This window comes from Bacillus sp. FSL L8-0528 (assembly GCF_038593085.1).
Lineage (GTDB): Bacteria > Bacillota > Bacilli > Bacillales > Bacillaceae > Bacillus > Bacillus paralicheniformis.
This window is the reverse complement of record NZ_CP151961.1, coordinates 2,731,284-2,758,061: the sequence shown is the minus strand read 5'-3', so window position 1 is coordinate 2,758,061 and position 26,778 is coordinate 2,731,284. Positions and strand designations below refer to the sequence as shown.

Annotated in this window: 26 protein-coding genes and 3 pseudogenes; 23 read left to right on the top strand and 6 right to left on the bottom strand. The window is 41.1% G+C overall.

What is annotated here, in order from left to right:
- The first annotated feature begins 68 nt into the window (after positions 1–68).
- The 11 genes from MHI30_RS13920 to MHI30_RS13870 all read left to right on the top strand — a co-directional run bounded on the left by MHI30_RS13920 (position 69) and on the right by MHI30_RS13870 (position 11,130).
- Positions 69–1,199 carry an MBL fold metallo-hydrolase gene (locus tag MHI30_RS13920; RefSeq protein WP_075752195.1) on the top strand — a complete coding sequence of 377 codons (1,131 nt, stop codon included), beginning with the start codon at positions 69–71 and terminating at the stop codon, positions 1,197–1,199.
- 31 nt (positions 1,200–1,230) lie between these two features.
- Entirely contained in the window at positions 1,231–1,458 is a 228-nt protein-coding gene (locus MHI30_RS13915) for a sulfurtransferase TusA family protein (RefSeq protein WP_043054408.1), read from the top strand.
- A 55-nt stretch (positions 1,459–1,513) separates the two neighbouring features.
- Positions 1,514–2,293: a sulfite exporter TauE/SafE family protein gene (locus MHI30_RS13910; RefSeq protein WP_048350331.1), complete on the top strand. Its 780-nt coding sequence runs from the start codon at positions 1,514–1,516 to the stop codon at positions 2,291–2,293.
- Between the two features lie 43 nt (positions 2,294–2,336).
- Positions 2,337–2,672, top strand: a complete 336-nt coding sequence (locus tag MHI30_RS13905) for a thioredoxin family protein (protein WP_075752197.1) — start codon at positions 2,337–2,339, stop codon at positions 2,670–2,672.
- 19 nt (positions 2,673–2,691) lie between these two features.
- Entirely contained in the window at positions 2,692–3,783 is a 1,092-nt protein-coding gene (locus MHI30_RS13900) for a PAS domain-containing sensor histidine kinase (RefSeq protein ID WP_043054405.1), read from the top strand.
- Positions 3,758–4,402: a response regulator transcription factor gene (locus MHI30_RS13895; protein ID WP_075752199.1), complete on the top strand. Its 645-nt coding sequence runs from the start codon at positions 3,758–3,760 to the stop codon at positions 4,400–4,402. Before MHI30_RS13900 ends, MHI30_RS13895 begins: the two co-directional genes overlap by 26 nt.
- A gap of 159 nt (positions 4,403–4,561) precedes the next feature.
- Positions 4,562–5,761, top strand: coding sequence for an FAD/NAD(P)-binding oxidoreductase (locus MHI30_RS13890; protein WP_043054403.1), 1,200 nt, complete (start codon positions 4,562–4,564; stop codon positions 5,759–5,761).
- Between the two features lie 72 nt (positions 5,762–5,833).
- Positions 5,834–7,264, top strand: coding sequence for an MBL fold metallo-hydrolase (locus MHI30_RS13885; protein ID WP_075752201.1), 1,431 nt, complete (start codon positions 5,834–5,836; stop codon positions 7,262–7,264).
- 345 nt (positions 7,265–7,609) lie between these two features.
- Entirely contained in the window at positions 7,610–8,272 is a 663-nt protein-coding gene (locus tag MHI30_RS13880; protein WP_075752203.1) for a hypothetical protein, read from the top strand.
- Between the two features lie 1,195 nt (positions 8,273–9,467).
- Positions 9,468–10,313, top strand: a complete 846-nt coding sequence (locus tag MHI30_RS13875; protein ID WP_075752207.1) for a MerR family DNA-binding transcriptional regulator — start codon at positions 9,468–9,470, stop codon at positions 10,311–10,313.
- Positions 10,314–10,560: 247 nt separating this feature from the next.
- Positions 10,561–11,130 (top strand): flavin reductase family protein, encoded by a 570-nt coding sequence (locus MHI30_RS13870; protein ID WP_025811105.1) that lies wholly within the window; start codon positions 10,561–10,563, stop codon positions 11,128–11,130.
- A gap of 315 nt (positions 11,131–11,445) precedes the next feature.
- On the opposite strand, the gene MHI30_RS13865 is transcribed toward MHI30_RS13870, so the two are convergent.
- Complete coding sequence (locus tag MHI30_RS13865) at positions 11,446–12,177, bottom strand: MurR/RpiR family transcriptional regulator (RefSeq protein ID WP_048350351.1); 732 nt, start codon at positions 12,175–12,177, stop codon at positions 11,446–11,448.
- Positions 12,178–12,387: 210 nt separating this feature from the next.
- On the opposite strand from MHI30_RS13865, the gene MHI30_RS13860 reads away from it, so the two are divergent.
- The 6 genes and pseudogenes from MHI30_RS13860 to MHI30_RS13835 all read left to right on the top strand — a co-directional run.
- Complete coding sequence (locus MHI30_RS13860; protein ID WP_020452298.1) at positions 12,388–13,716, top strand: 6-phospho-beta-glucosidase; 1,329 nt, start codon at positions 12,388–12,390, stop codon at positions 13,714–13,716.
- A 55-nt stretch (positions 13,717–13,771) separates the two neighbouring features.
- Positions 13,772–14,197: an HAD family hydrolase gene (locus MHI30_RS13855; protein ID WP_316246583.1), complete on the top strand. Its 426-nt coding sequence runs from the start codon at positions 13,772–13,774 to the stop codon at positions 14,195–14,197.
- The gene (locus MHI30_RS13850; RefSeq protein WP_272914533.1) at positions 14,089–14,538 is read left to right on the top strand and encodes an HAD hydrolase family protein; all 450 of its coding nucleotides are present in this window, start codon (positions 14,089–14,091) and stop codon (positions 14,536–14,538) included. The genes MHI30_RS13855 and MHI30_RS13850 overlap by 109 nt, the downstream gene beginning before the upstream one ends.
- Before the next feature lie 478 nt (positions 14,539–15,016).
- On the top strand, positions 15,017–15,241 hold the full coding sequence (cotD, locus tag MHI30_RS13845; protein ID WP_075752209.1) for a spore coat protein CotD: 225 nt from the start codon (positions 15,017–15,019) through the stop codon (positions 15,239–15,241).
- 109 nt (positions 15,242–15,350) lie between these two features.
- A pseudogene (locus MHI30_RS13840) lies at positions 15,351–15,533 on the top strand (VOC family protein); the annotation flags it as partial.
- Positions 15,534–15,830: 297 nt separating this feature from the next.
- Positions 15,831–16,082: pseudogene (locus MHI30_RS13835) on the top strand (MFS transporter); the annotation flags it as partial.
- A 165-nt stretch (positions 16,083–16,247) separates the two neighbouring features.
- On the opposite strand, the pseudogene MHI30_RS13830 reads toward MHI30_RS13835, so the two are convergent.
- Together MHI30_RS13830 and MHI30_RS13825 are read right to left on the bottom strand one after the other, a co-directional pair.
- Positions 16,248–16,555: pseudogene (locus MHI30_RS13830) on the bottom strand (sigma factor-like helix-turn-helix DNA-binding protein); the annotation flags it as partial.
- 37 nt (positions 16,556–16,592) lie between these two features.
- Positions 16,593–16,928, bottom strand: coding sequence for a hypothetical protein (locus MHI30_RS13825; protein WP_178388305.1), 336 nt, complete (start codon positions 16,926–16,928; stop codon positions 16,593–16,595).
- A gap of 716 nt (positions 16,929–17,644) precedes the next feature.
- On the opposite strand from MHI30_RS13825, the gene MHI30_RS13820 reads away from it, so the two are divergent.
- The 5 genes from MHI30_RS13820 (at position 17,645) to MHI30_RS13800 (ending at position 21,791) form a co-directional block, all read left to right on the top strand.
- A complete protein-coding gene (locus MHI30_RS13820; RefSeq protein WP_075752211.1) occupies positions 17,645–18,076 on the top strand; it encodes a hypothetical protein in 432 nt (143 codons plus the stop codon).
- A gap of 64 nt (positions 18,077–18,140) precedes the next feature.
- Positions 18,141–20,180 (top strand): hypothetical protein, encoded by a 2,040-nt coding sequence (locus tag MHI30_RS13815; RefSeq protein ID WP_075752213.1) that lies wholly within the window; start codon positions 18,141–18,143, stop codon positions 20,178–20,180.
- A gap of 1 nt (position 20,181) precedes the next feature.
- Positions 20,182–20,388: a hypothetical protein gene (locus MHI30_RS13810; protein ID WP_075752215.1), complete on the top strand. Its 207-nt coding sequence runs from the start codon at positions 20,182–20,184 to the stop codon at positions 20,386–20,388.
- Between the two features lie 4 nt (positions 20,389–20,392).
- A complete protein-coding gene (locus MHI30_RS13805; protein WP_075752217.1) occupies positions 20,393–21,304 on the top strand; it encodes a hypothetical protein in 912 nt (303 codons plus the stop codon).
- Entirely contained in the window at positions 21,267–21,791 is a 525-nt protein-coding gene (locus MHI30_RS13800) for a GNAT family N-acetyltransferase (RefSeq protein ID WP_020452288.1), read from the top strand. The genes MHI30_RS13805 and MHI30_RS13800 overlap by 38 nt, the downstream gene beginning before the upstream one ends.
- Before the next feature lie 185 nt (positions 21,792–21,976).
- Here the strand turns inward: MHI30_RS13800 and sigK are convergent, their stop codons facing one another.
- Entirely contained in the window at positions 21,977–22,702 is a 726-nt protein-coding gene (gene sigK, locus MHI30_RS13795; RefSeq protein WP_003183729.1) for an RNA polymerase sporulation sigma factor SigK, read from the bottom strand.
- 291 nt (positions 22,703–22,993) lie between these two features.
- Here sigK and MHI30_RS13790 point away from each other — a divergent pair, with 291 nt between their 5' ends.
- A complete protein-coding gene (locus MHI30_RS13790) occupies positions 22,994–23,173 on the top strand; it encodes a hypothetical protein (protein ID WP_154495329.1) in 180 nt (59 codons plus the stop codon).
- A gap of 73 nt (positions 23,174–23,246) precedes the next feature.
- On the opposite strand, the gene MHI30_RS13785 is transcribed toward MHI30_RS13790, so the two are convergent.
- Complete coding sequence (locus tag MHI30_RS13785; protein WP_075752219.1) at positions 23,247–23,726, bottom strand: DUF1641 domain-containing protein; 480 nt, start codon at positions 23,724–23,726, stop codon at positions 23,247–23,249.
- A 21-nt stretch (positions 23,727–23,747) separates the two neighbouring features.
- On the bottom strand, positions 23,748–26,687 hold the full coding sequence (gene fdhF, locus MHI30_RS13780) for a formate dehydrogenase subunit alpha (RefSeq protein WP_020452286.1): 2,940 nt from the start codon (positions 26,685–26,687) through the stop codon (positions 23,748–23,750).
- Positions 26,688–26,778 lie beyond the last annotated feature (91 nt).

Sequence of the window (26,778 nt, the reverse complement as noted above, 5' to 3'; positions counted from 1 at the left end):
CGGCTGCAAAAGTTGCGACCATTGCAACATGTGCCAATGAGATTCTAACATTCTAAGGAGGTTTAGAAGTGGACTTTACAATCATTTCACCAAAAGAAGTAACCGAAAAATTATTAGGAAAAGAATCGTTTTTTATTTTAGACGTACGAAATAAAGATGCCTTTAGTGATTGGAAAATCGAGGGCAGCCGGGTTGAACATTTAAATGTTCCGTATTTTGATTTAATTGATGGTGTAGATAAAATTGCAGGCCAAGTTCCCAAAGATCAAGATGTTCTGGTGGTTTGTGCCAAACAAGGGTCTTCGGAGATGGTTGCACAGCATTTAGTGGATGCCGGTTTTGAAAGAGTTTTTGCACTTGAAGGCGGCATGAAAGCGTGGAGCGAATTTTTACATCCGGTAAAAATCGGAAACTTGAAAGAAGGGGGCTCGATCTATCAATTCGTAAGAATGGGGAAAGGCTGTTTATCCTATTTTATTGAGACTGACGGAGAAGCAATTGTAGTTGACCCTGCTCGTACTGTAGACGCATATATAGATTTTGCAAAAGAGAGAAACGTTACGATTAAACATGTGGTCGATACACATTTACATGCGGATCATATTTCTGGCGCACGTTTACTTCGTGAGCGTACAGGAGCCTCATACTACCTGCCGCCAAAAGATGCTGAGGAAGTGCAATTTTCGCATGAACCGTTAATTGAAGGTCATGATGTTTCGATAGGAAACACAAGCATGAAAGTGGAGCCTATCTACTCACCGGGCCATACGATTGGAAGCACATCTTTAATTGTTGATAATCACTATTTGTTAACAGGAGATATTTTATTTGTTGAATCAATCGGCCGGCCAGACTTGGCTGGAAAAGCCGGGGACTGGGCAGAGGATTTACGTAACACATTGCATGAAAAATACAAACAAATATCAGGTGACTTGATTGTGCTTCCAGCTCATTTTTCGTCAGTCAGTGAATTAGGCGATCAAGGGCAGGTTCAAGCTAAGCTGAGTGATGTATATAAAAAGAATGCCGGTTTAAATCTGGATGAAAATGAATTCAGAAGTGCTGTATCAGAAAACCTGCCGCCACAGCCAAATGCCTATCAGGAAATCCGTCAAACCAACATGGGCAAAATAACGCCGGATGCTGACAGGCAAAGTGAGATGGAAATTGGACCAAACCGTTGCGCGGTTCATGGATGAGTATAGATTTGAAGATAGGGAGAGATAAAACATGAAATCAGATAAAGTGATAGATGTTAAAGGATTCGCGTGCCCGATGCCAATTGTGAAAACAAAAAAAGCTATGGATGAATTGCAATCCGGAGAAGTGTTAGAAGTACACGCCACTGATAAAGGGGCAAAAAGTGATCTGACAGCATGGGCGAAGTCAGGCGGCCATGAATTGCTTAAAGGTACTGAGGAAGATGGTGTACTAAAGTTTTGGCTTAAAAAAGGTTAAGGTGATAAAAAGGGGGGACTATTCCCCTTTTTATTGAAGGAAAGGAGGAAAGTCGGTGGACATCTCTTTTATTCTTCTCATATTTTTCATCGGATTTGTTGGTTCTTTTATGTCCGGAATGCTTGGTGTCGGCGGGGCAATTCTTAATTACCCTTTATTATTATATATTCCTGTGTTATTTGGGTTTACAGGCTTTAATGCTCACCAGGTTTCAGGTATTGTCGCAGTCCAGGTTTTTGTTGCAACATTTTCCGGTGTATGGGCTTACCGGAAAGGCGGTTACTTAAATAAAGAACTTATCACCGTTATGGGATTAAGTATTCTGATCGGAAGTCTAGTCGGTGGTTATGGGTCACATTTTTTCTCCGAAGATTTCATAAACTTGGTTTACGGAATATTGGCGATAATCGCCGCAGTCATGATGCTTATTCCAAAGACAGGAACAGAAGGTAATCACAGTGATCACGTTCGCTTTCCGAAGATATTAACCTCAGTAATTACTTTTGCAGTCGGCTTGGCTTCAGGCATTGTCGGTGCCGGCGGCGCTTTTCTGCTTGTTCCGCTAATGTTAGTCGTTTTAAAAATACCTACACGAATCACAATCGCAACATCGCTCGCAGTTACATTTATTTCATCGATTGGAACAACAGCTACAAAGCTCATCATTGGACATGTTCCTATTATGCCGGCTTTGATTATAATAGCTGCCAGCCTAATGGCATCCCCGCTAGGTGTTTTAATTGGCAAGAAGATGAAGGCTAAAGTTCTTCAAGGTATTCTGATATTCGTTATTTTGATTACAACTGTGAAAATCTGGTTTGATATCTTACATTAATGTTTAAAGTTTTCTATATTTTCTGTTTTGAAGGAGGGATTGGATGAAAGAGATTACAGAGCTGACTTCAATGGCGGCAATTGAGAAGTTTATAACCGGTCATAAATTAAGTTTTATATATATATCAAGGCCTCAATGCACAGTATGTCACGCTGTTCTGCCGCAGCTTAGAGTACTGTTGACTCGCTTTCCAAAGATTAAATTAGGGCATATCAACGCTGATATAGTGGAGGAGGTTGCCGGCAGGTTTTCAGTCTTCACAATTCCTGTGCTTCTTTTGTTTATTGAGGGAACCGAATGTCTAAGAGAAGCGCGTTTTGTTCATTTTGAGCAGCTTGAACAGAAGTTAAAAAGAGTCTATCAGTTGTACGAGGAATAGATAGCTAAAGGGAGGGGCCATGATGTGTCAAAACCCGACTTTTTTTGAACGGTATAAAGAAGAAGGAAAGTCAATGGAAAGCGGCTATTTAAGGCAGATCTTCGACCATTTGCAGGATGGAATCATCATGATGGATCAGGAACGCAGAATTCTGGTGATGAATCCGTCCGCAGAGAAGATGACGGGATGGAAATTAGGTGACAAGGTTCCGTACTGTTCCTACTGCCAAACGAGAAAATTGGAAGCGGGAGAAGAGCGTTGTTATTTGCTGGCCAAGCGGGAAGTTCCTTATTTTCTTTCCTCGATGCCCACATATGAGGGACGATTCGTTGACATGGAGATGAGTACGGCTGTCATTTCTGAAAACGGCGATCAAATGGAAGTTCTTTTGGTCCTGAAAGATTTAACGATAAAGAAAAAGGAAGAGGAAGCGCGGATCTCCAAGCTGGTTCTGCAAAAAACGCTAGAAACTCAGGAAAACGAACACAAGCGGCTGGCCCAGGAACTGCACGATGGCGTAGGACAATCGCTTTATTCGGTATCAGTAGGTATTCAAGCGATTCAATCGCGCATGGAGCAGGAAGAAACATTTAGAGAGTACATGCAGGAAATCATCGATGAACTGGAAAAAGCGATCCAAGACGTCAAGCTCTACTCTCTTCAGCTGCGGCCGCACAGTCTCGATCAGCTGGGGCTGATTCCTGCTGTCAAGCACCTTGTGTCCAGCTTAAACAAGACTCATCAGGATGTTTCTATTACGTTTGCCTCAAGCAATGTCAGCATTCGCTTGCTGCCGGTTTTGGAAATCAATTTATACCGCATCATTCAGGAGGCGCTGCATAATGCCCTGAAATATTCGCAGGCGACACATATTAAGGTCATATTGTACAAAGAAGATGGCGAGCTTATTTTGATGATTCAGGACAATGGCATTGGTTTTGATCGCGGGCTGACAGAGGAAGGCTTGGGATTCAAACATATGGAAGAAAGAGTCAATCAGATGGAAGGAAGCCTTCGAATTCACTCCGCACTTCAGAAAGGAACGACAATTAAAGTGAAAGTACAGGACAAGGAGGGGAGGGGGAGTGATCAAGGTATTGCTGGTCGATGACCACATGATGATCCGCAAGGGCATCCGTGTGCTTTTGGAAGGTTTTTCTGAAATCGAAATTGCGGGAGAAAGCAACAATGGCAACGAAGCCGTTTTTAAGGCCGGACAGTTGAAACCGGATGTCGTGCTGATGGATTTGTCGATGCCAAACGGGTTGGACGGATTCACAGCGAGCACTGCGATCCGAAAGATGAACCCTTCTGTTAAAATCGTGATTTTGACAATGCATGATGAAGAAATTTTTATCCAAAAAGCGATAGAGGCGGGGGCCCATGGATACGTCTTGAAAAACAGTCATTATCAGTTGCTTTATCAGGCGATTGTCGAAGTGTACAGGGGAAATCTCTATTATAAGACATCTGTATCGCAGGACATCATTGATCAATGGCTGAATTCAGAGTCCCAAAAGCCGCCTTCTGTTTTAACTGTTCGCGAAAAGGAGATTCTCAGATTCATTGTGCTGGGTTATGCCAATAAGGAGATTGCCGATAAACTCTCAATCAGCGTCAAAACCGTCGAAAATCATAAAACAAATATGATGCAGAAATTAAAACTGGACTCGAAACACGAATTAATCCAATATGCGATCAAAAACAAATATCTCGATCTGACGTTCTAACATACTGCCCCTTAACCTTGTCAGCTTGGGAAGACGGTGCTCAAATAAAAGTAGGGGAGTTCCCCTATACAAAAAAAGGAAGATGGATGGTAACTTAAAAAACGAGAGACACATCTTTAAGACAAACAGCAACTTTCTATAAACATAAGGGGGTTGACCATGGCAAGACAGGCTCGTTATTCCATTGTCATTGTTGGAGGTGGGACTGCTGGCATCTCTGTCGCCGCCCGTCTCGTTCGGGCTTCTAAAACACTCAAAGGACAAATTGCCATCATTGACCCGCAAACAAAGCACTATTACCAGCCTTTGTGGACATTAGTTGGAGGCGGCGCAGCGAAGAAGGAAGAGTCTGAGCGCGATTTAGCTTCCCTGATTCCTGGCGGGGTCGACTTGATCGGCGATGCTGTAACTGAGTTTCGCCCGAATCAGAACACACTTCTTACAAAACAAGGAACGATCGTTTCCTACGATTATCTCGTGGCGGCAGCCGGTTTGCAAATCGATTGGGACGGGGTCAAAGGTTTGAAAGATGCGGTTGGAAAAAACGGGGTTTGCAGCAACTATTCATATCATACGGTAGACAGCACTTGGGAAAACATCCGCAATTTTAAAGGCGGAACCGCCATTTTCACTCATCCTGATTCTCCCGTGAAGTGCGGGGGAGCTCCACAGAAAATTATGTACTTAGCAGATGACTATTTTCGCAAGTCAAATGTTCGCCATCAGTCGGACATTATTTTCGCATCGGCGAAATCGATCATTTTTGATGTCCCCAAATATGCAAATGCGCTCGAAAAAGTCGTCAGGCGCAAGGATATCCACACGATGTACAAGAGAAATCTAATCGAAATTCAGCCTGATTCAAAAGAAGCCTTGTTCGAAAACTTGGAGACGGGAGAGCAGGAAGTATTAGCATATGATCTTCTTCATGTGACGCCGCCGATGAAAGCACCTCTCTTCATCAAAGAAAGCGCATTGGCGGATGCCGGCGGCTGGGTCGATGTTGATCCGTACACGCTGCAGCACAAAAAGTTTGCCAATGTTTTCGGAATTGGTGACTGTGCCAACCTGCCGACGTCCAAAACGGGAGCTGCAGTTCGTAAACAGGCTCCGGTTGTGGTGCGAAATCTGATGTCCTTGATCAAAGGATCTTCATTAGAAGCAAAGTACGATGGATATACCTCGTGCCCCTTGGTTACAGGATACAACAAACTCGTGCTGGCTGAGTTTGACTATCACAAGGTGCCGCAAGAAACGTTTCCATTTGATCAGTCCAAGGAACGATTCAGCATGTACCTGTTAAAAAGAAGATTGCTTCCCATCATGTATTGGAATGGCATGTTAAAAGGACTGATGTAAGAGGCAAGACAAAGCATGATGCGAACTCAAAAGGACATATTCCGTTAAATGTTTCAAGAGGAGGAATACAACATGTTATTGCGCTATTTTTACGATGAAAAGCTGGCCCATGCATCCTATCTGGTTGGCTGCCAAAAAACAGGAGAGGCAATTGTCATTGATCCCGGCCGCAATCTAAAACCATATTTACAAGCAGCCGAAGATGAAGGGCTAAACATCACAGCGGCCGCAGAAACCCATATCCACGCCGACTTTGTTTCCGGCGCTCGCGAACTCGGCGCTACACATCAAGCGAAGCTGTATCTTTCCGATGAAGGGGACGCAGATTGGAAATACCAATATGTCGATGAATTGAAACATCAACTTGTGAAAGACGGCGATCGCTTTTCCATCGGAAACCTGATGTTTGAGGTTATGCATACTCCCGGCCATACCCCGGAAAGCATTTCCTTTCTGTTGACGGACGGCGGAGGAAATGCGGATCGTCCAATCGGCATCTTTACAGGAGATTTCGTCTTTGTGGGCGACATTGGCAGACCCGATTTGCTCGAAAAAGCGGCGGGGATCAAAGGAACGTCACAATCGGGGGCAAGAGAGATGTTCAAGTCCCTTGGAAAGTTTAAACAACTCCCGGATTACTTGCAGGTTTGGCCGGCTCATGGCGCAGGCAGCGCTTGCGGCAAGGCATTGGGAGCCATTCCAACTACGACTGTCGGTTACGAAAAGATGTTTAACTGGGCAATGGCATACACCGATGAAGAAACATTCGTTAAAGCCTTGCTTGACGGGCAACCAGAACCGCCAAAGTATTTCGCTGTGATGAAACGAGTAAATAAAGAAGGCCCTGCATTGCTTAAAGATCTTTCTGCTGTTCCAGAGATTACATCGATTGAACAAGTGAAAGATTTGCAGGGAAAAGAGCAAATTGTGGATACCCGCACTTCCCGAGAATTTGCTGAAGGGCATATCAAAGGCACAATCAACATTCCATTCAACAAGGCGTTTACGAACTGGGCAGGCTGGCTCATCGACTACACTCGTCCTGTGTACTTCATAACGAATCCGGCAGAAGTGAACGAACTCCTGGAAGCGCTGCGCTCTGTGGGCATTGACAATGCGGCAGGGTTTATGGATCGGGACAAAATCCTGGCAAGCGGTGCTTTTTCACTTGAATCGTACGCGGAGATCACGCCACCTGAGATCGCAAAATTAGTGGATGACGGATTCGTGCACGTGCTTGATGTTCGCAATCTGACTGAATGGCAGGAAGGTCATATTCCAAATTCGCAACACATCATGCTGGGAACGCTCCCAGAACGGCTCGATGAAATTAGAAGAGACTGTCCGATTCTTGTGCAATGCCATTCCGGAGCCCGATCTGCCATCGGGGCCAGCATCCTGCAAGCTAACGGCGGTTTCAAACAAGTATTGAGTTTGAGCGGCGGCATTGTCCAATGGCAGAAAGACGGTCTTGCCATTACAATCCCTTGCAGCGGATTGTAATGAAAGAAAATGTCTGCTCAAGCGCATGGAATAAAGAGTCAAGAGGCCGATATTGTCTTACTCCCGGCCTCTGACTGATATTATTTCCGCTTTTCCTTCTCCGTCTGATCACACTTCTGAAACATCTTTCGCAGCGCCCGCTTTTTCGCGTTTTCTCTTCCTTCGAATCAAGGCCGAAACGGCCGACGATGACTTTTTTCCGTCCAAGATGTCGATACATTCCCGTGGCATACAAAAAGCGATTTATTGACTTTAGGAAATCGATATTGACAAAAGTATTGTGTAAAATAACCCCTTTTTATAAAATGTAAAGTAATTATTTGGATATTCAAGGGGGAGAGAAGTGTGAAAAAGAAAATGTATTTTTTAATAGTACTGCTTTTTGCAGGTGGTTCTTTTGTGACTCCATATGACTTTGTCTCGGCTGAAGGGTTTGTAGAACATAAAACTGCCATTGACGATCTATATTACTCAGGGAAAAAGACAAGGGAAATTGTAAAAGATGGGCAGATGCATTTTACGCTGGAAACAACATACCATGAAAATGGAATCGTTGAAGCCATCGTTACGGAAAATAAACATACGACTCATATTCAATATAACCCTGCAACGGGCATGACCTTATTAAACGGTGTAACATTAGAAACAAAGAAAGAATTTGAAATGGGTTTGTCAGCGTACAAAGAAGTATACATGGGGACTGTAACAAATAATGTTCCGGCAGGCACTTTGGTTGGAGCGGCAATTTCTTTGACAAGTATATGGACCAGGGTTCCTGCGAGCAGAGTAAAACAAACAGTTTTAACCCTAACTTCATTGGCTGTAGGAGAGACACTTGATAAATTAATAAAGGTGAAAATCAAGCAATACAGAACTTCGAAGCCTGTCAAAGATGGAAGCATGTGTTACAAACAATATAAATATAAGCATAAGTCCACATGGTATTATAAGAAAAAACAAAGCAAACAACAAAGCTCAAGCTGGTTTTTACAAAGTAAGCCCTGTTAAGGAGCGGGAAAATGAGCAAATGTCCGGTATGCAGGAAACCGTTTACTTTTAGAGAAAAATCTAAACTTATTAGAACAAAGAGGCCAACTTGTCCCAGATGTAAAAGTCCGCTAAAGGAAACAACAGCTTCAAAATTGCTTTTTAGTTTGATTTTTATTTTGCCAATACTTTATTTTATGTCTTTTTGGAGCGGATGGGATTCACTATTAAAGTGGTTTTCTCTTTTTATTTGGATTGTGTTTTGTTTATTGATTTTGCAACCTGTACTTTATCGTTATGATAAGATAAAAAAGCTAAAGGACTGAATTGAACAAGTATTTAGTCCTTTAGCCTGTCAGGGAACTATGAATGTGCAAAAAATCCTCAGCGTATTCTTTTTTCATGTAAGAGTGCAGGTTTATCTCATCCTGAGTCTCTTCACTGAATATCACACTTCCTCTTCACCCATTTCTCAGATTCGGAATCATAGCTCCGCAAGATCCTGAGCTCCTTCTTCAAATCAAGGTCGAAACGGCCGAAGATGACTTCCTTTTTTCTGACATCCAAGGTGTCGATATATCTTTTGGCTTTGGTACCAATTAAGGCGGTAAAAGATGACATACACCATTTACTTGAAGCAAGTCATTACATACCTAGATTTATGGCCTTTTCGTTGGCGATAAGTAACAACTAAAACTTAACGTCTACTCATACCCGACTTACAAATTCCATATCTTCCGCTTAAAATGCAGCTATTCATGCCATTATATACACTCTATTGACTGTGAAATTGCTATAATGTGGTTAATTCTCATTCGCGTTTTGATGATCAAAAGAACCATGAACCCATCATGAATCACTACATAAAGAAACAGAAGATGGAGTCAAAGCAATGAGACGATATATCATGTCAATTTAACACGCACGAGTACACCATACCCGGATATTTGGTGGATTCTTTAATCATCTTCTGGCAGATACTCACCCCTTTCATAATCATTTTTAAAGCTGCGTAACAAATCATAAATCTATAGTGACTATAGGATCAATTCTTTTGTGCCTGCTTAACGAGCAATCGTTATGAGACAGGAACGATCATTTCTTGGTGGATATGTTGAACAAAGAACGAAAAAAGAAGTTCGTCTTAAACAGGCTTTTCTCAAGATCGTTCAGTTAAGGTCATCTTAGAGCTAACAAAGAAGAAAGGATGAGATTGATGAAGGAATATTTTTCAATTGGGGAAACAGCCCGTCTTAATAACATTTCAATTCAAACATTGCGCTATTATGATAAGATCGGAATTTTTAAGCCTCAATGTACAGACCGGGATAATGGCTATCGATATTACCATGTTAAACAGTTTTTTTATTTAGATATTATAAAATATCTCAAATCTATTAAAACACCTTTGGGAGAAATTAAGCGCATGATTTCACATACATCTACCCCTGAACGGATGCAAGCTTTTCTTGAGGAGCAAGAAAGCGTGATTGAGCGTGAGATGGAAAGCCTCGAACGTGCCAGGCAATTGCTTCAAAGAAGAAAGAACCAGCTTAATGAACAATTGGAGATACGCACTAAAAAAGAAGAAGGTCTAGTTTATGTTCGACATATAGGAGGCCAAACCATTTTAAAAGCAGCGGCACCTCAAGTGAATCCTCATGACCAATCAGATTTGTATTACCGAAAATTGGCTGAAGTTCTTGAAGAAAGAGGGGATATCGTTGATAACTATTATGGACTTATTTATGATTTAAAGCCCTATAAAGATTCCGGTGACATTTATTGCAACAGCGTTTATACGACGATTTATGACGAAGTAAAGATAGATACAGGAGAACAAAACATGAAGATAGATACAATCCCATCCGGCGAATATGTATGTATTTCATTTGATTGCACGGCAACAAATTATTTTTACTACTATCAAAAACTGTACCATTTTATTGAATCACATGGCATTCAAACGGATGGAAAAGTATATCAAGTTTCTTTTCCAAACAGCTATAACTCTTTAAAAGAAGAAGACTTCCTCACAGAATTTAGAGTGCGGAAAAAATAAAAACCCCTTGACCCTATAGTTGCTATAGGGTTTATGATTTATGCATCGTTCTGATTAATATTTGAAAGGAAGGATGTATAAGATGGCAGAAAATAAGACGCTTCGGTTACTCATGCCGCAAAGCCTGCTGGAAGCCCATTTATTAAATTCTAAACGAATGGTTCATTTGAAGAAGTACCTGGCGATTTAGATGTGTGCCTCTCAAATTTAAATAAAAAATGAATCTAAAACAAAAGGAGCGATGAAGATGAGAGCACCGATAGATGAACCCATTTGGTACGCCTACCCTGGAATGGTAGCTGTCGTTACGGCTCAATATGAAGGTGAAAAAAACGCAATGGCTTCCGGGTGGCATACGTATATTGGATCTTCTCCCGGAATGTATGGGATATCGATAAATAAAGAGACATATACTTACAAATTGATTGAGAAAAGCGGCGTTTTCGGTGTGAATTTTCTTCCGGGGAGATGTTCGGAACTCATTCAAGCATTAGGCACCCATAGCGGCAGAGATTTAAATAAGTTTGAAGCATTTCATATTCAATACGAAGAAGGACTAAAAGCTGAGATACCGATTTTAACTGATGCGTATTTTGCTTATGAGTGTAAAGTACACAGTATTTCCACTTTGGGCGATCAAGAGTGGATTGCGGGAGAAGTTTTACAGAGATATCAAGATAAAGAGCTTTTCTTAAAAAATGGTATGCCGAATTTAGAAAAATTGGATGTTCCGCTTCATATTGGAGGGTCCAGCTATCGAATATTAAATAGTCAAGCAGAGGAGCGTCAACACGTTTTTTATCCCAAAACTGATTGAAACATTCAGGCTCCTCCGCATTCCGCAAAGCTACTTTAAGAAAGCTTTGCGGTCTTTTTTTATAAAAAAGAGGATCATGTCACTCGTTATTTCTCTTTTATTAACGCTTTTGGGAGGAACAGTCCTTAGCTTTGGAGGAGACATAGAATTTTTTTATCACACCTGCTTCTTCTTCCCCCGGTAAAACCATGAAACATCCTCATCAGCACCCGTTTCTCGGGCCCGGGACATATAGCTCCGCGAAATCGCATTTCGGACTGCGTTTTTTCTTTTCTTTAAATCAAGCCCAGAAGCACCAGGCCGAAGGTAGCGATATTAGTCTTTATTGCTAAGCTTATAGATTTCGCGAGCCATTAATTCCAAAATATACATAACGGGGATTTGCGTAGTAATATTAGCATTTTCAAACCACTCTTCTGTCACGTAATACGCAATATTAATGTCGGATATTCTGGCAATTGTGGAGTGCTTATGATTTGTAATACTGATCACTTTACTTCCTTCTTGCTTGAGCTGATGAAGATGAGTAACTGTAGAATGGCCTTCACCTGAGACGGATAAAGCAATCGTTATGCTATTGCGGCGGAATTGGGAGTGCGTCGGAAAGTAAGGATCTTTAATATACATTGAAAATTTGCCTAAACATGAGAAATACCTTGCTCCATACTCGGCAAGAATACCTGAGCTTCCTACGCCGATAAAAATGACACTCTCCGCTTTGGCAATTAGAAGTGCGGCCTCCTCAATCTTTTCTTCTATGTCTCCTTTTAATGTTCTCTCAAAAAACTCGGCTACTGAATGTTGGGAACTCTTCAATACCGTCTTTTTATCTTTTTCTAACTGCATTTTAAGCTTCACTTTAAATTCCGAAAAACCCTCACAATTTAATTTTTTGCAGAAACGCAGAATGGAGGCTGTTGATACGTGGGTTTCATCTGCCAATTCGCGGATTCGCATATAGACGACTTTCTCGCCATTTTGACAAATGTAATTGTATAAAGAAGTTTCCAGTTCATTAAACGAAGCGATGATCTCGTGTGTAAACATGGATGCGGGACTCTCCTTCCCTTGACCCTTTCTGCTAACTCCATCTTAGCATACCTGCTTCATAAGAAACATAGTGTTACATATGTGCGACAAATGACTTCTTGTGTGATTAAAAACAACATGTTACCGGCTTATTTACCGGCTTGCTCATCTGCAGATACAATTTATCCATAAGTACTTTTGCTAAAATTACCCGGAGGTGTAAAGAGGATGACACAAGGTATTAAAATTGTCACGATTGGCGGGGGATCGAGTTATACTCCTGAATTAGTAGAAGGGTTTATCAAACGGTACGATGAATTGCCGGTTCGAGAGTTATGGCTGGTAGATATTGAAGCGGGAAAAGAAAAATTAGAAATCGTCGGAAACCTTGCGAAAAGAATGATTGAAAAAGCCGGTCTTCCAATTGAAATTCATTTAACGCTTGACAGGAGATCAGCTTTACACAATGCCGATTTTGTTACGACTCAGTTTCGCGTAGGGCTGCTTGATGCCCGTGCAAAGGATGAAAGAATACCTTTAAGTCATGGAGTTTTGGGCCAAGAAACAAACGGACCGGGCGGATTGTTTAAGGGGCTGCGTACCATTCCGGTTATATTGGATATTGTAAAAGATATGAAAGAACTATGTCCGGATGCCTGGTTAATCAACTTTACAAATCCTGCCGGCATGGTGACCGAAGCTGTCCTTCGCTACACTGACCATAAGAAAATTGTCGGCTTATGCAATGTTCCAATCGGAATTGAGATGGGGATCGCCAAGCTCTTGGATGTTGATCATTCACGGGTTCGCATTGATTTCGCCGGTCTCAATCATATGGTATATGGATTGGATGTATACGTCGACGGAGTCAGCGTAAAAGAGAAAGTGATGGAGCTGTTATCAGATCCCGAGAACAGCAGTTTTGTAAAAAACATCGAAGGGCAAGGCTGGGAGCCGGAATTTATCCGGGCATTAAATGTGTTAACTTGCCCATATCATATGTACTATTATAAGACAGATGAGATGCTCCAAAAAGAATTGGAAAACTTTAAAAAGGGAACAACGAGAGCTGAAGTCGTTCAGAAGCTTGAAGAGGAATTATTTGAGCTGTACAAAGACCCCGATCTGGCCGTTAAACCTCCCCAATTAGAGGAGCGCGGCGGAGCGTATTACAGCGATGCAGCCGTTCGTCTCATTTCGTCTATCTATAACGATAAACGTGATATTCAGCCGGTTAATACAATCAACAACGGAGCGATTGCAAGTATTCCGGATGACTCTGCGGTCGAAGTAAGCTGTGTGATTACAAAAGAAGGTCCAAGGCCAATCGTTCATGGTGATCTGCCAGTTGCAGTCCGGGGACTCGTCCAGCAAATCAAGTCATTTGAACGAGTAGGCGCCGAAGCCGCTGTAACAGGAAGCTATGATACAGCTTTGCTGGCGATGACGATCAATCCGCTTGTCCCTTCTGATAAAATCGGCAAAGCGATTTTAGATGAAATGCTCGAAGCGCATAAAGAGCATTTGCCAAGGTTTTTCAAAAAAATAGAAGCATAAGGGAGGAGCAGTTGGTTAAATTGGGCGTTCACTTTATGCTGATAAGGAGGAAAAAGTGAGCATAAAACTCATAGCGGTTGATATGGACGGAACGTTTTTGGACGATGAAATGAAATATAACAAAGATCGTTTTATGAAACAATATCGTGAATTAAAAGCACGGGGGATAAAATTTGTTGTTGCAAGCGGGAATCAATATGATCAGCTTAAATCCTTTTTTCCATCAATTGAAAATGAAATAGCTTTCGTTGCTGAGAACGGTGCTTATGTAATAGATTCGGGAAAAGAAATATTCTCAAGCGAAATGTCTAAAGAAACGATAAAAAAGGTTATCGATGTTTTAGAAGGATACGAATACACAAATCTAATTGTTTGCGGAAAAAAAGTGCTTATATACATGAAGATGTCCGCGACGATGCATATCATCATGCTCGTAAATATTATCATAAACTGCAAAAAGTGCCTCGTTTCGAAAATCTGAATGATAAAATATTCAAGTTCTCCACAAGCTTTTCCGCGGAAGATGTTTCAGGACTTTTACGCGACTTGAAAAAGTCAATCGGTTCTCTCGTTACTCCCGTATCAAGCGGACATGGCGACATCGATTTGATTATACCCGGCCTTCATAAAGCAAGCTGGATTAAAATCCTTCAAGAGCGGTGGGGGATTCGTGATGCTGAGTCAGCTGCATTTGGAGACAGCGGAAACGACCTGGAGATGATTTCCACTGTTCAGTATGGAATCGCAATGGAGAATGCCCAGAAAATGATTAAAGATGCTTCCCGATATATTACACAACAAATAACGAAGAGGGCGTCTTAAATGCAATAGACGCCATTCTTAAAAATGAAGAGCCTTTTATTTAACAATAATGGCTTATAGCTTCATAAGCTTTTTTTGCTGAAAAATAGATTCTTCAATAACTTAGCTGCATATTTCATTTGCTGAATTTTCAAATGATAGGGTTTCGTAACTGATCGTAAGTTTTGTTTTAATTGAGAGCTTAATGAAAGAAGCCGGGTTGTCAGTCCGGCTTCTGCGGCAACATTTCCCCTTCGCCTTCTTCCGCTTCTCCTTCTCCGCGCGGTAAAACTCATGAAACATCTTCATCAACGCCCGTTTCTCAGGTCCGCGACACATAGCTCCACGAAATCCCGAGCTGCGTTTTTTCTTTTTTTAGATGGAGGAAATGAATAGTCGATAAAAACAGAGTAAATATAGGTGATTGTAATAGTACATGTATCCACTCTATAGCATAGTTTAATAATGAATTTACTGTGATTGAAGGGAGGATTTAGTGATGTTTCATTGTAAAACAAATGTGATGCCGCCAATTGTGCATCCGACTAACTGTTGTGAAAATCATACTTTTTCAAAAACAATTGTCCCACATATTCATCCGCAGCATGTAACAAATGTGCATCACCAGCATTTCCAGCATGTGCATCAATATCCGCATTCTTATTCTAGTTACGATCCGGTTACACACTCTCACACTCATTGTGGTAAACCTTGTTGTAACTAGTGGGATTAAACAATGTCTGTATGGTTTACAGTGCATCTTCATATTTAGCACCCAAATGAAGGGTGCTTTTTGACTTGGATAGCTACTGATCACGGAAGGAATTGGTCTAAAGAAGCTATTTGCCGAAGGCATCCCAGTAACAATGTTTGGCGTTGCAGATATTCGTGAAGAGTACGAACGATTATTGGAAAACGGCGTGAAGTTTACGATGGAGCCGACAAAAATGGGCGAAGTCACAATAGCTGTCTTCGACGATACATGCGGCAACCATATTCAGATCATACAGAAGTAACGCAGCTTTAATGACTTGATTGGCAAATATTTAGTTCAGTGAAGTGATTTTTATCAAAAATTAAACAACTTTATGTTAACCCTGTCTTATTTTTAGGATGGGGTTATACATTTATTTCGTTTACTACTTGAGATTATCCGTTTTTGTAAGTGAAAGCTTGCCGTCGGTTATAAAAACCGGCCATATCAAACATTTGAAGTTTCTCATACTTAATGCCCGCCGTGTTCGTTAAATGTCAAACAACACAATCATATGTGTCCATTGGAGTTCCGATAGGAGAAAGATAATACGTTGACGAGCGACGCTTATACAGGGCTTGACAGCAAACAATTTCCAGAAGCAGGTGTCGGTATTCATATTATTGAAAACCTTGGTTCAAGCTTTGGGTCAGCTGTGATCGCAACCGTTGGCGCAACTGTCATGCAAGGATTGCAACCAACGATTGCGAATGGCTTAAAAGGTTATCATGCCGGGTTCTTAGTTTCTACAATAGTCATTTCCATAATCTTCATTCCAAGTCTATTTCTCACACATAAAAAAGTTCAATAAACAAATGGTCACAAGTGAAGCTGAAACGCTCCAAGCGCAATCAAATTGGCTGATTTATTCCATACGGAGAAACTTCAGCGAGCAGAAGACGCACCCGTTATCCAGCCAAATTAGCTCGTATAAAAAGAGGCCGGGTTTATATCATCCCGAGCCTCTTCATTGATTTCACTTCCCCTTCCCCTTCTTCCGCTTCTCCTTCTCAGCCGGATAAAACTCATGAAACATCTTCATCAGCGCGCGCTTTTCAATCCGCGACACATGCTCCGCGAGATCCCAAGCTCTTTCGCAATTTCGCGCTGTGTTTTTTCCTTCTTCAAATCAAGACCGAAGCGGCCGACGATGCCTTCTTTTTCTCTGCTGTCCAGGTGTCGATGTATTTTTTGACTTTTTCAAGCTCTGTGCCTGAGCTGGATGGTGTCGATGACGTCTTCGTTTTCCGATTTGAGGACATCGCTGAGGCTGATTTCGTTGCCACCCATAGGTTACCTGTTTGGAATTCAGGTGAAAAGTTCAGATAAAAGGAGTTTTACAATAGCTTGTTACATACCAAAAGCGATTTATTGACTTTAGGGAATTTATATTGACAAAAGTATTGCGTGAATAACTCCTTTTTATAAAATAAAAGGTAATGATTTGGATATTCAAGGGGGAGAGTAGCACTTTTTTTACAGGTGCTTGTTTTATGACTCCGTCAACAGGCATGACCTTATTAAACCGTGTAATATTAGAATCAAAGAAAGAATTTGAATGAGGCTTGTCAGCATACAAAGAAGTATACAAGGGGACTGTAACAAATAACGTTCCGGCAGGCACTTTGGTTGGAGCGGCAATTTCTTTGACAAGCATTTGGACCAGGGTTCCTGCGAGTAGAGTAAAACAAACAGTTTTGACTCTAACTTCATTAGTTGTAGGAGAGACACTTGATAAATTAATAAAGGTAAAAATCAAGCAATATAGAACTTCGAAGCCTGTCAAAGGTGGAAGCGTGTGTTACAAACGATATAAATATAAGCATAGGTCACTTGGTATTATAAAACAAACAAAGTAAACAACAAAGCTTAAGCTGGTTTTTACAAAGTAAGCCCTGTTAAAGAGAGAGAAAGTGAGCAAATGTCTGATATGCATGAAACCATTTACTTTTAGAGAAAAATATAAGCTTATTAGAACAAAGATGCCAACTTGCCACAGATATAAAAGTCCACTAAAGAAAACAACAGCTTCAAAATTGTTTTTTGGTTTGATTTTTATTTTGCCAATACTTTATTTTATGTCTTTATGGAGCGGATGGGATTCAATATTAAAGTGTTGAACAAGTACTCAGTCCTTTAACCTGCCAGGGAACTATGAATGTGCAAAAAATCCTAAGCGTATTCAAGAGGTCAGGGTCAGGTTTATGTCTCTCTGAGTCTCTTCGATGATGTTTTATGTATATTTAGTAATTTTATTTAACTTAGTAAAAAAAGACCGAAAATTCAGAATTATATTGACTGTTTATTCGATTTGGATAATAATGTTATTGGAGCCGCCATTAGGTAAAGAAATTTTAAGGAGGTAATTAGTTCATGTTAAAAGAAAAAGACTGTCAACAAACAAAAATAAATACCATATTAATTCAAGATCCTGCTCGTAATTGTGCTTATTATCTATCAAGCACTGCTTTAAACAAATATTTAACTGAGGGATGGACAAATCTTGAAGCAGGAACGGTTACATTTGTCCTTTCGAATGAAGGATTATTGCAAGAATTGACAGAGATAACTCCTGTTGATGAATCAAAGGAAATTAGTATTTTAATTCAAGATCCCGAAAACAATGTTGCTTATTATATCAATTCAGGGGAGCTAACAAAATATAAATGCGATCTTCCAGAATCTTGGGGAGATATACCTCAGGAAGCTCTAACTTTTATAGTTCCTAGAAATAATTTGATTGAAGAATTGCCAGGTGTAAGGCGAGGTCTTCTTCAAAACAATACCCCTAGACCTACGATGTAATCCAATAAAAAACTTAATGGTGGCTCATCTTAAACTCTAAGGAATAACAAAAGGAGTGATTTATTTGAAAACCTTTATAAAATCCATTCAAACAAACATTGTAACAAACCCTAACTTATTAATCATTCAAAGTCGTCTCCATAATCCCAATCTTTATTCGTCTGCTAAATGGATTATTTTCGATGCTGAGAACAAAAAGAGTTTTTTAATTTCAAGTTTCAAAATAATCAGTATATTAATTAAAGCTTCTGTTCCTATTAATATAGATGACCTCTTAAGTTACTTTAAAAATGATAGCCAAGTAACAAAAAATTTAATCTATAAATTAATTGATTTAAATATAATTCGAAAATCAATTTATCCTTTGAAAACCCAAACAAATTATACATATTTATATCAGTTATCAAACTTTAATTATCCGTTTCGAGATTATAGCGATCCCTTTTGGCTGGAAAAAGACTTAAAAATTATGGACCAATATAAAAGACATACTACACCTCCTTCAATATATCGTAAGGTAGAAGGGGAACCAATATTTCTAAAAAAACCGACATTGAATGATACAGTGAGCATTGTTAAAAACGGACCAATAAATGAAAATTTCATTGCTAATTTATTATATTTAACTCTTGGAAAAATAGGAGAAATTAAAGGTCCTACAGGACCTTTGTTAAAAAGAACAAGTCCTTCAGGAGGTGGGAGACATCCTACTGAAGGGATTTTACTTATCAGAAAAGCAATCGGGAATATTAAAGAGGGGAATTATGCCTATGATACAGAAACACATTCACTTGTAAAACTAGATAGCAGTAATATTAAATTAGATCATATCTTACCAGAAGGGACAGATTTTTCAATATTATTCACTGTTTGTCCAGAAAGAGCTATGTGGAGATATAGAGACATTCGAGCTTTTCGTCCAATGCTAATCGATATTGGACATGTTATAGAAACATTTAAACTTTTAATATCAAAGGCCAGTTATAATTTAATTAAAGGGGGAATAACTGAAGCAACTGAAGTAGCAGAAACATTAGGAATTAATTGGATGAAAGAGCCTGCATTTAACATTTTACATGTCGGCATAGAAAAAATGAATCTTAATAACCAAAATAAAATTTACACCCCTGTTTTCCTAAAAAAATTGGTTAATAGAGTAAGTTCATATACTGCTTTAAATTTATTAACAAATCCATTTTCCTGGATTGAAATTAAAAACGGTGCAATTTTCTTAAATATCATTTATCCAGAGCAAAGACAATTACATTTAAATATTTCAGACCTTGAAGTACTAACTCATTGTTTACCCTCTCAAAGAGGGGATCGATTAACTGATATAAAGAACATATTAAATTCTGTTAACTATTATAATGAAGATCCAGAAAAGAGACTCTATAATCTCATAAACAATTATGGACTCATTCCTGAACCCATAGCTAAAGATTGGTATAATCATATAGCTAAGTGGTCGATATATGGTTGGTATCCTTCTTTACTTCAACATGCCCATACTATTACAGAACTGAGCTACAAAAAAAATTCAAGTTTTTATGAAGAAAGTCCAAGAAGGGGATTTGAGAATTTAGAAAATTCATTAATGAAAAGAAGAACAGTTAGAGAATTCGAGAATGATATTGTAACCTTTGAATCTTTTAAAAACATTATCGATTCAATTTTCCCTATAACAGAAGGTTTGTCTTTAAATATATATATAGTCGCTTTTAATATAACAAAAATAAAAAATGGTTGTTATAAGATTATCAATAAAGATGACCGCTGGCAAATAAAAAAAACCGGGATCAGTTTAAACAGAAAAGAATTTCAGGATTTAGCAATTGGGCAGTATCCTGCAAGTGCAGGAGCGTTTAATATTGTAATGATAAATGAAATGGATGTTTCTTCATCAAAAAAATACGAAGAACAATTTATATCTTTAGGAAAATTAGGTCAGCGCATATGTTTAACTGCTACGAGAGAAGACTTGGGTGTATTTTTAACCCCTGCAGTGAAAGACAAGGCCCTTTTCGGAAAATTAGGAATTACACAATATGATAGATGTGCAACATATTTATTCAGTATTGGAGTTCCGAAAGGAGAAAGATAATATGTTATTCGAATTATTGTTTGAAAAAGTTTTTAAAAAAGGATGGAAATGTGCCTTATTAAATTCTAAAGAAAAAATTTTTTTATACGATCCTAAAGAAAAATATATGGTTATAATTCCCATAACAGAGTTAAAGCTATTGCTTGAAAAATTAGATGAATTTAATTCATTAAATAAACTAACTTATATTTTTATAAATAAAGGATGATTCTATGGTAAAAAAACATTCAGCTTTTTTCGAAATGTTTGGTTCACTTATAAAAGTAGAATGTTTACATGAAGAATGCTTGAAACAAATCAAGGAACATTTCCCAATTTTCATTAGTGAAGATCCATATACAGGTCCTGATATTATAGTAGAGTGTGACTGGAAAGAACAAGGGCGGTATTTGTTTCGATCAAGACCTGAAAATCAATCTGGTATATTAGAAGGTATTCGTATAAAATTGCCCGGAGGTTCTTCTAATTATACTGTTTGGGACAAGCTTGAACCCCCTTTACCGCCTTTTTCAGTACCACCTTTATCAAATCGATTTATCGGAATCCATGCCTCTTGCATTTCTGACAGTAATGGTAATAGTATGTTAATTGTCGGAGAAAGGGGATATGGAAAAAGTACTTTATCCTTAGAGTTAGTTAACAATTATGGTTATTATTTAGTTACTGATGAATTATCGATAATACATAATCGCAGTAATATAGTTGAACCTTACCCACGACCACTTGGAATTTGGGAAACTAATTCAGAGTGTGAGCTTATAAAAATAAACGTACCAGCTACAGAAGTTTGCGAACGGATTGCCGATACACCAACAGTAATTAAACAAATTATAATATTAGATAAAAAAATGAGTCATATTTCTTCCCCTTTAATAAAAAAATTAGATAGCTATTTAATATTAAAAGCTTTATTGACACAACATATAAACTTAGGGTTAAATATGGGTGATGCAATATCTACATTAGTTAATTTATCTGTGAAGATTCCTTCTGAACAATTGATATATTCAGATTTTAACCATTTAAGAGAAGCCGCCGATATTTGCGATATCCTCTTTAAGAAAAATATTAATTATAGGAGGAAAAATGTTTTTAATAAGAAAAGCCAAAGTGTCAGACGCTAATTCAATTGCCGAAGTTCATGTGGAAAGTTGGAAAACCACATATCAAGGAGTATTGCCTGATGACACGTTATCTAAGCTCTCTGTCGAAAATCAGGCAGAGCTTTGGAAAACTTCATTAAGTGATCCTCAAAATCAAGATATTGTCTATGTTGCAGAAGAAACCGACGGTAAAATTATAGGCTTTGCTTCCGGAGGTCCAAATCGCGATCATCTTAGCAAATATAAGGGTGAAGTTTCCGCGATTTATCTGTTGTTACAGTATCAAAAAAAAGGAATCGGCTCTCGACTAATGAGGGCGGTTGTAGAGGAGCTTGTAAAGAAAAACATAAAATCATTAATGGTATGGGTTTTAGCCGGTAATCCATCGATAAATTTTTATGAAAAATTAGGTGGAAGGCAGAGCACAACAAAACAAATACAATTCGGTGAAGATTATTTCAAAGCCATTGCTATCTGCTGGACGGATATAAATAGTTTTTTGTTATAAAATGATCTCCGCGTTATTATATGCTCCCCTAAAGGTAGGGCAGATGAAATAAAAAAATCTGTTTGGCTGCTTTGGGGGAGTCGGGATGCTCGTTACCAGGCCAATGATCGCACCCGTTATCCAGCCAAATTAGCTCGCATAAAAAGAGGCTGGGTTTTATATCATCCCAAGCCTCTTCATTGATCTCATTTCCCCTTCGCCTTCTTCCGCTTCTCCTTCTCAGCCCGGTAAAATTCATGAAACATCTTCATCAGCGCCCGCTTCTCAATCCGAGACACATAGCTCCGCGAGATCCCAAGCTCCTTCGCGATCTCGCGCTGCGTTTTTTCTTTCTTCAAATCAAGACCGAAGCGGCCGACGATGACTTCTTTTTCTCTGCCGTCAAGGATGTCGATGTATTTTTTGACTTTTTCAAGCTCCATGTTGAGCTGGATGGTGTCGATGACGTCTTCGTTTTCTGATTTGAGGACATCAATCAAACTGATTTCGTTGCCTTCTTTGTCCTGGCCGATCGGGTCGTGGAGTGAGACGTCTTTTTTCGTTTTTTTCAATGCCCGCAAATGCATGAGGATCTCGTTTTCTATACACCGCGCCGCATAAGTGGCGAGCTTTGTTCCTTTTCCGGCTGAATAGCTTTCGATTGCTTTGATCAGCCCGATCGTTCCGATGGAAATCAGGTCTTCTGCATCCTCGCCTGTGTTTTCGAATTTTTTGACGATGTGGGCGACCAGCCGGAGGTTATGCTCGATCAGCATGTTTCTCGCGTGTTCATCCCCCTGGGCCATCAGCTCCAAGTACTTTTTTTCGTCACTGCTTGACAGCGGTTGTGGAAAGGCATTGTTTTTCACATATGATACTAAAAAAACGAGTTCCTTGATGACATAACCGAGCGCTGCAAAAACACCTGTCATTATCGGCACCTCCACATAATGTATGTAGGCAGAAGCCTATATGTAAATGTATGTGGGAGGGGGGATGTCTGTGTCTGTACGCGGCAAAATTGCCGGACTGCCAAATATTCCGGCGTTCTGTTCTGCATGAAGCCGCTTGTTTTCGCCGGTGATGGCGACTGGTGCAACCGCTTCCATTTTTTATCCGTTTACAAAAGTTAACAAGAGCGGGATAATAAAGGCAAGGAGGTGAGGGTGCCGGACGGTTCACCATAGGGTAAACGTTATCAACCAGTCGGTCCGGTGCGGCAGATGAAAAACAAACGTCTGTTCATACTTTCGTTAATTGTACTGAGCGTGGTCATGATCGGAGTTCAGGAAACCTTCCCAAACCCGCTGACGACAGGTTTAATGACTGTCGTTATTGCGGTGGCAGTTTTTAATATTTTAAAAGAATCGCTGAATAAAAAAGATGAAACACACAGCAAATGAGGCGACAGAAAGCGTTTGCTTCTATCGCCAATAAGAAAACCGGCTCAAAGTGGTGAGCCGGTTTTCTTATTTGTTAGTCTTTCAATGCTTTTCCCATGCCTTTTAAAAATTGCAGGCCGAAGCCGACGGCCCGGTTGATGTCCGGGTCGTTCATGGCTTTCAGCAGATCGAGGACTCCGGTTTTTTTATCGCTTTTTAAAAAGTCTTCTCCTTGTTTTGTGCCGGCGACGATGCTTTCTACCAGTTTCCCCATGATTTCCGGTTCGGCTTTGGAGAGCGCGCCGCCTGTCGCAATGGCTGTATTCATCAGGTTTTTGACCGGCTCTTTAGACAGCTGGCCGAGGACGATTTTGGCGATATCTTCCTTCGCGCCGATCATGCTGTCTGCGGCATCAAGGACCCCGAGGCCGTTCAGTTCGCCGAGAAGCTTCATCGTTTTTGAAACGGCGGCTTCCTGTTCAGCCAAAAGGGTTTTGAGTTCTTCTAATTTTTCAAGCTTCATTTGCTCCTCAGATTTGTCTTCTTTGCGGATGGCGGTGATGGGAGCTGCCATGTGTGATGACCTCCTTTTGATTTAGTCTGTTAAATGAACGTACCCCGGACGCTTCCATTTCCGCTCGACTTCAGCTCCGTTTTGCGGATGGCGTTTCTTATTGCGCGGATTTGTTTTCGGCAGCGGCGGTTCTGCGCATCCGCCGAGCACTTCCATACGCACTTTTGTCTGCTTGTAAGCAGGTGTATTGGTACGCGCATCTACTGCGGGGCCTGTCAAGAAATTGATCGCCGATTCTTTATCTGTCGAGTTCATCGGCAAATACAATTCGTTCGCTCTAACCCGGTCTGTCACAAGCGCGGTTAATTTTACGGAGCCAAACGGCGAGATCAGTCTGACCTGCGATCCGTCGCAGATGCCCCTGTCTTTGGCGAGCTCAGGCGAGACTTCAACAAAGACGTCCGGCACTTTGGCTTGGATGCCTGCTGATTTGTTCGTCATATTTCCTTCGTGAAAATGCTCCAGCATTCGGCCGTTGTTAATGTGAAGGTCGTACTCTTCAGGGAATTCGGCAGGCTCTGTCCAGTCTGCTAGGGCAAAGCGCGCTTTCCGATCAGGGAAGTTAAAGCCGTCTTCATATAAAAGAGGCGTGCTTTCTCCGGTCAGGCTGCCCCACAGGAAGCTGTTCCATCCTTCAATTGCGTCATAATCCGCCTTTGCGAACAGTGGTGACAGGCTTGCCATTTCTGAAAAAATGTCTCCCGGGTGGCTGTAATGCCAGTCAGCTCCAAGCCGGTTTGCGATCTCTTGAATGATGACCCAGTCCGGCTTTGCGTCTCCGAGGGGCGAAAGGGCCTGATACAATCGCTGGACGCGTCTTTCCGTGTTTGTAAAAGTTCCTTCTTTTTCAAGCGAAGCTGACGCAGGCAGAACAACGTCGGCGTATTGGGCTGTTTTTGAAAGAAACATATCCTGAACCACAAGGAAATCAAGGCTTGATAAAATGTCATGGACCCGGTTTGCGTTTGAATCGACTAAAGCCATATCTTCTCCGACGATATACATGGCTTTCATTTTGCCTTCTTCAACGGCGTGAAGCATTTCGATGTTGTCGAGTCCGGGCTTCTCGTCGATTGTTGTGCCGTAAGCTTTTTCGAACTTTTTCCGCGCTTTGTCATCTGTAATATGCTGATATCCCGGAAGCCAGCCGGGAAGCGTCCCCATATCGCAGGCGCCCTGGACATTGTTGTGGCCGCGGAGCGGGTACGCCCCAGCGCCCGGGCGGCGGTAATTGCCGGTAGCTAAAAGAAGGTTTGAAATCGCGGCGGACGTGTCGGAACCGCCTGTGTTTTGGGTGACTCCCATCCCCCAGAGGACGCACGTGCCGTCGGCGTCACGGATCATCTCAGCGATTTGGATCAGCGTCTGTTGATTAATGCCTGTGATTTTTTCTGCATATTCAAGGGTGTATGTCTCAAGCGATTGTTTATATTCTTCAAAGAAATTGACGTTTTCATTGATAAACGCCTGATCGTGCCAGCCTTGGTCGATCATATACTTCGTCACGGCCATCAGCCATACTTGATCAGTTCCTTGCCGCGGTCTGATAAACAGATCCGAGCGTTCGGCCATTTCGTTTTTGCGAAGGTCGGCGACGATCAGCTTTTGTCCGTGAAGCTTATGGGCGCGCTTCACACGGGTTGCCAGTACCGGGTGGCCTTCGGCCGGGTTGGCGCCGACGATGATGACGAGGCCTGCTTTCGCGATGTCTTGAATGGTGCCGGCATCACCACCCATGCCGACTGTGCGGAATAATCCGTCCGTTGCCGGAGACTGGCAGTACCGCGAGCAGTTGTCGACATTGTTTGTGCCAAATACTTGCCGCGCCAGCTTTTGCATCAAGTAGTTTTCTTCATTCGTAATTTTTGAAGACGAAATAAACCCGACGGCGTCTTTTCCGCTCTGCTCCCGAATCGAGCCTAATCTGCGGGCGACGTAGTCAAGCGCTTCTTCCCAAGTTGATTCTACAAATTCGTCATTTTTGCGGATCAGCGGTTTGGTTAAACGTTCTTCCGCATTTACGAAATCCCATCCGAATTTCCCTTTCACACACGTCGAAATGGCGTTGACGGGAGCTTCTGACACAGGCTGAATTTTTAAGATGTCACGGCCTTTTGTCCATACTTCATATGAACAGCCGACACCGCAAAATGTACAGACGGTCTTTGTCTTTTTGATCCGCTGTGAACGCATCGCCGCCTCGACTTCTGAAACGGCAAAGATGCTGCTGTATCCCGGCTCTACATCTTTGACAAGGTCGATCATTGGCTCCATGACATCCGGTTTGATGCCTGTCATGAACCCGGCTTTTCCAAGCATCGATTTTTCCATTAACGCATTGCACGGACAAACCGTGACACACTGCCCGCAGCTGACGCATGATGACTCGTTGATTGAAACGCCTTCATCCCAGATCACCCGCGGCCGTTCACGCTCCCAATCAATTGAGAGCGTCTCATTGACCTGCAGGTTTTGGCACACTTCAACACATTGTCCGCATGCGATGCACTGATTCGGATCATAGCGGTAAAAGGGGTGCGACATATCGACTGCGCAAGACGGGTCTTCTTTTGGCGTGTAAGGGTATTTCTGCTCTTCGATTCCCATCATTTCTGCCGTATTATGTAGCGTACAGTTGCCGTTGTTGTTGTCGCATACCGTACAATAAAGCAAATGGTTTTCGAGCAGGCGGTCCATTGCTTCTTTTTGTGCTGCTTTGACCCGTTCTCCAGACAGGCTGACCGTCATTCCGTCTTCTGCCCGCAGGGAGCATGCCCGTTTTAATTTTCCGTCTGCTTCCACAATACAGGTATCACACGTTTGAATAGGATCCGTCTCCGGAACATGGCATATTTGCGGGTGTTCAAACCCGTTTTTGTTCAATATGTCTAAAACGGTTGCCCCGGCCGCTGCTTTAATTTCTTTGCCGTCTATCCGGACACTGATTGGCTTTCCGTCCATCTTTATTCCCCTCCATCATCTTTTCAAAATCAAAAAAGCCATGTACATATATACCGAATCCTGGCGCGGAAAGCGGTATAGACATACATGG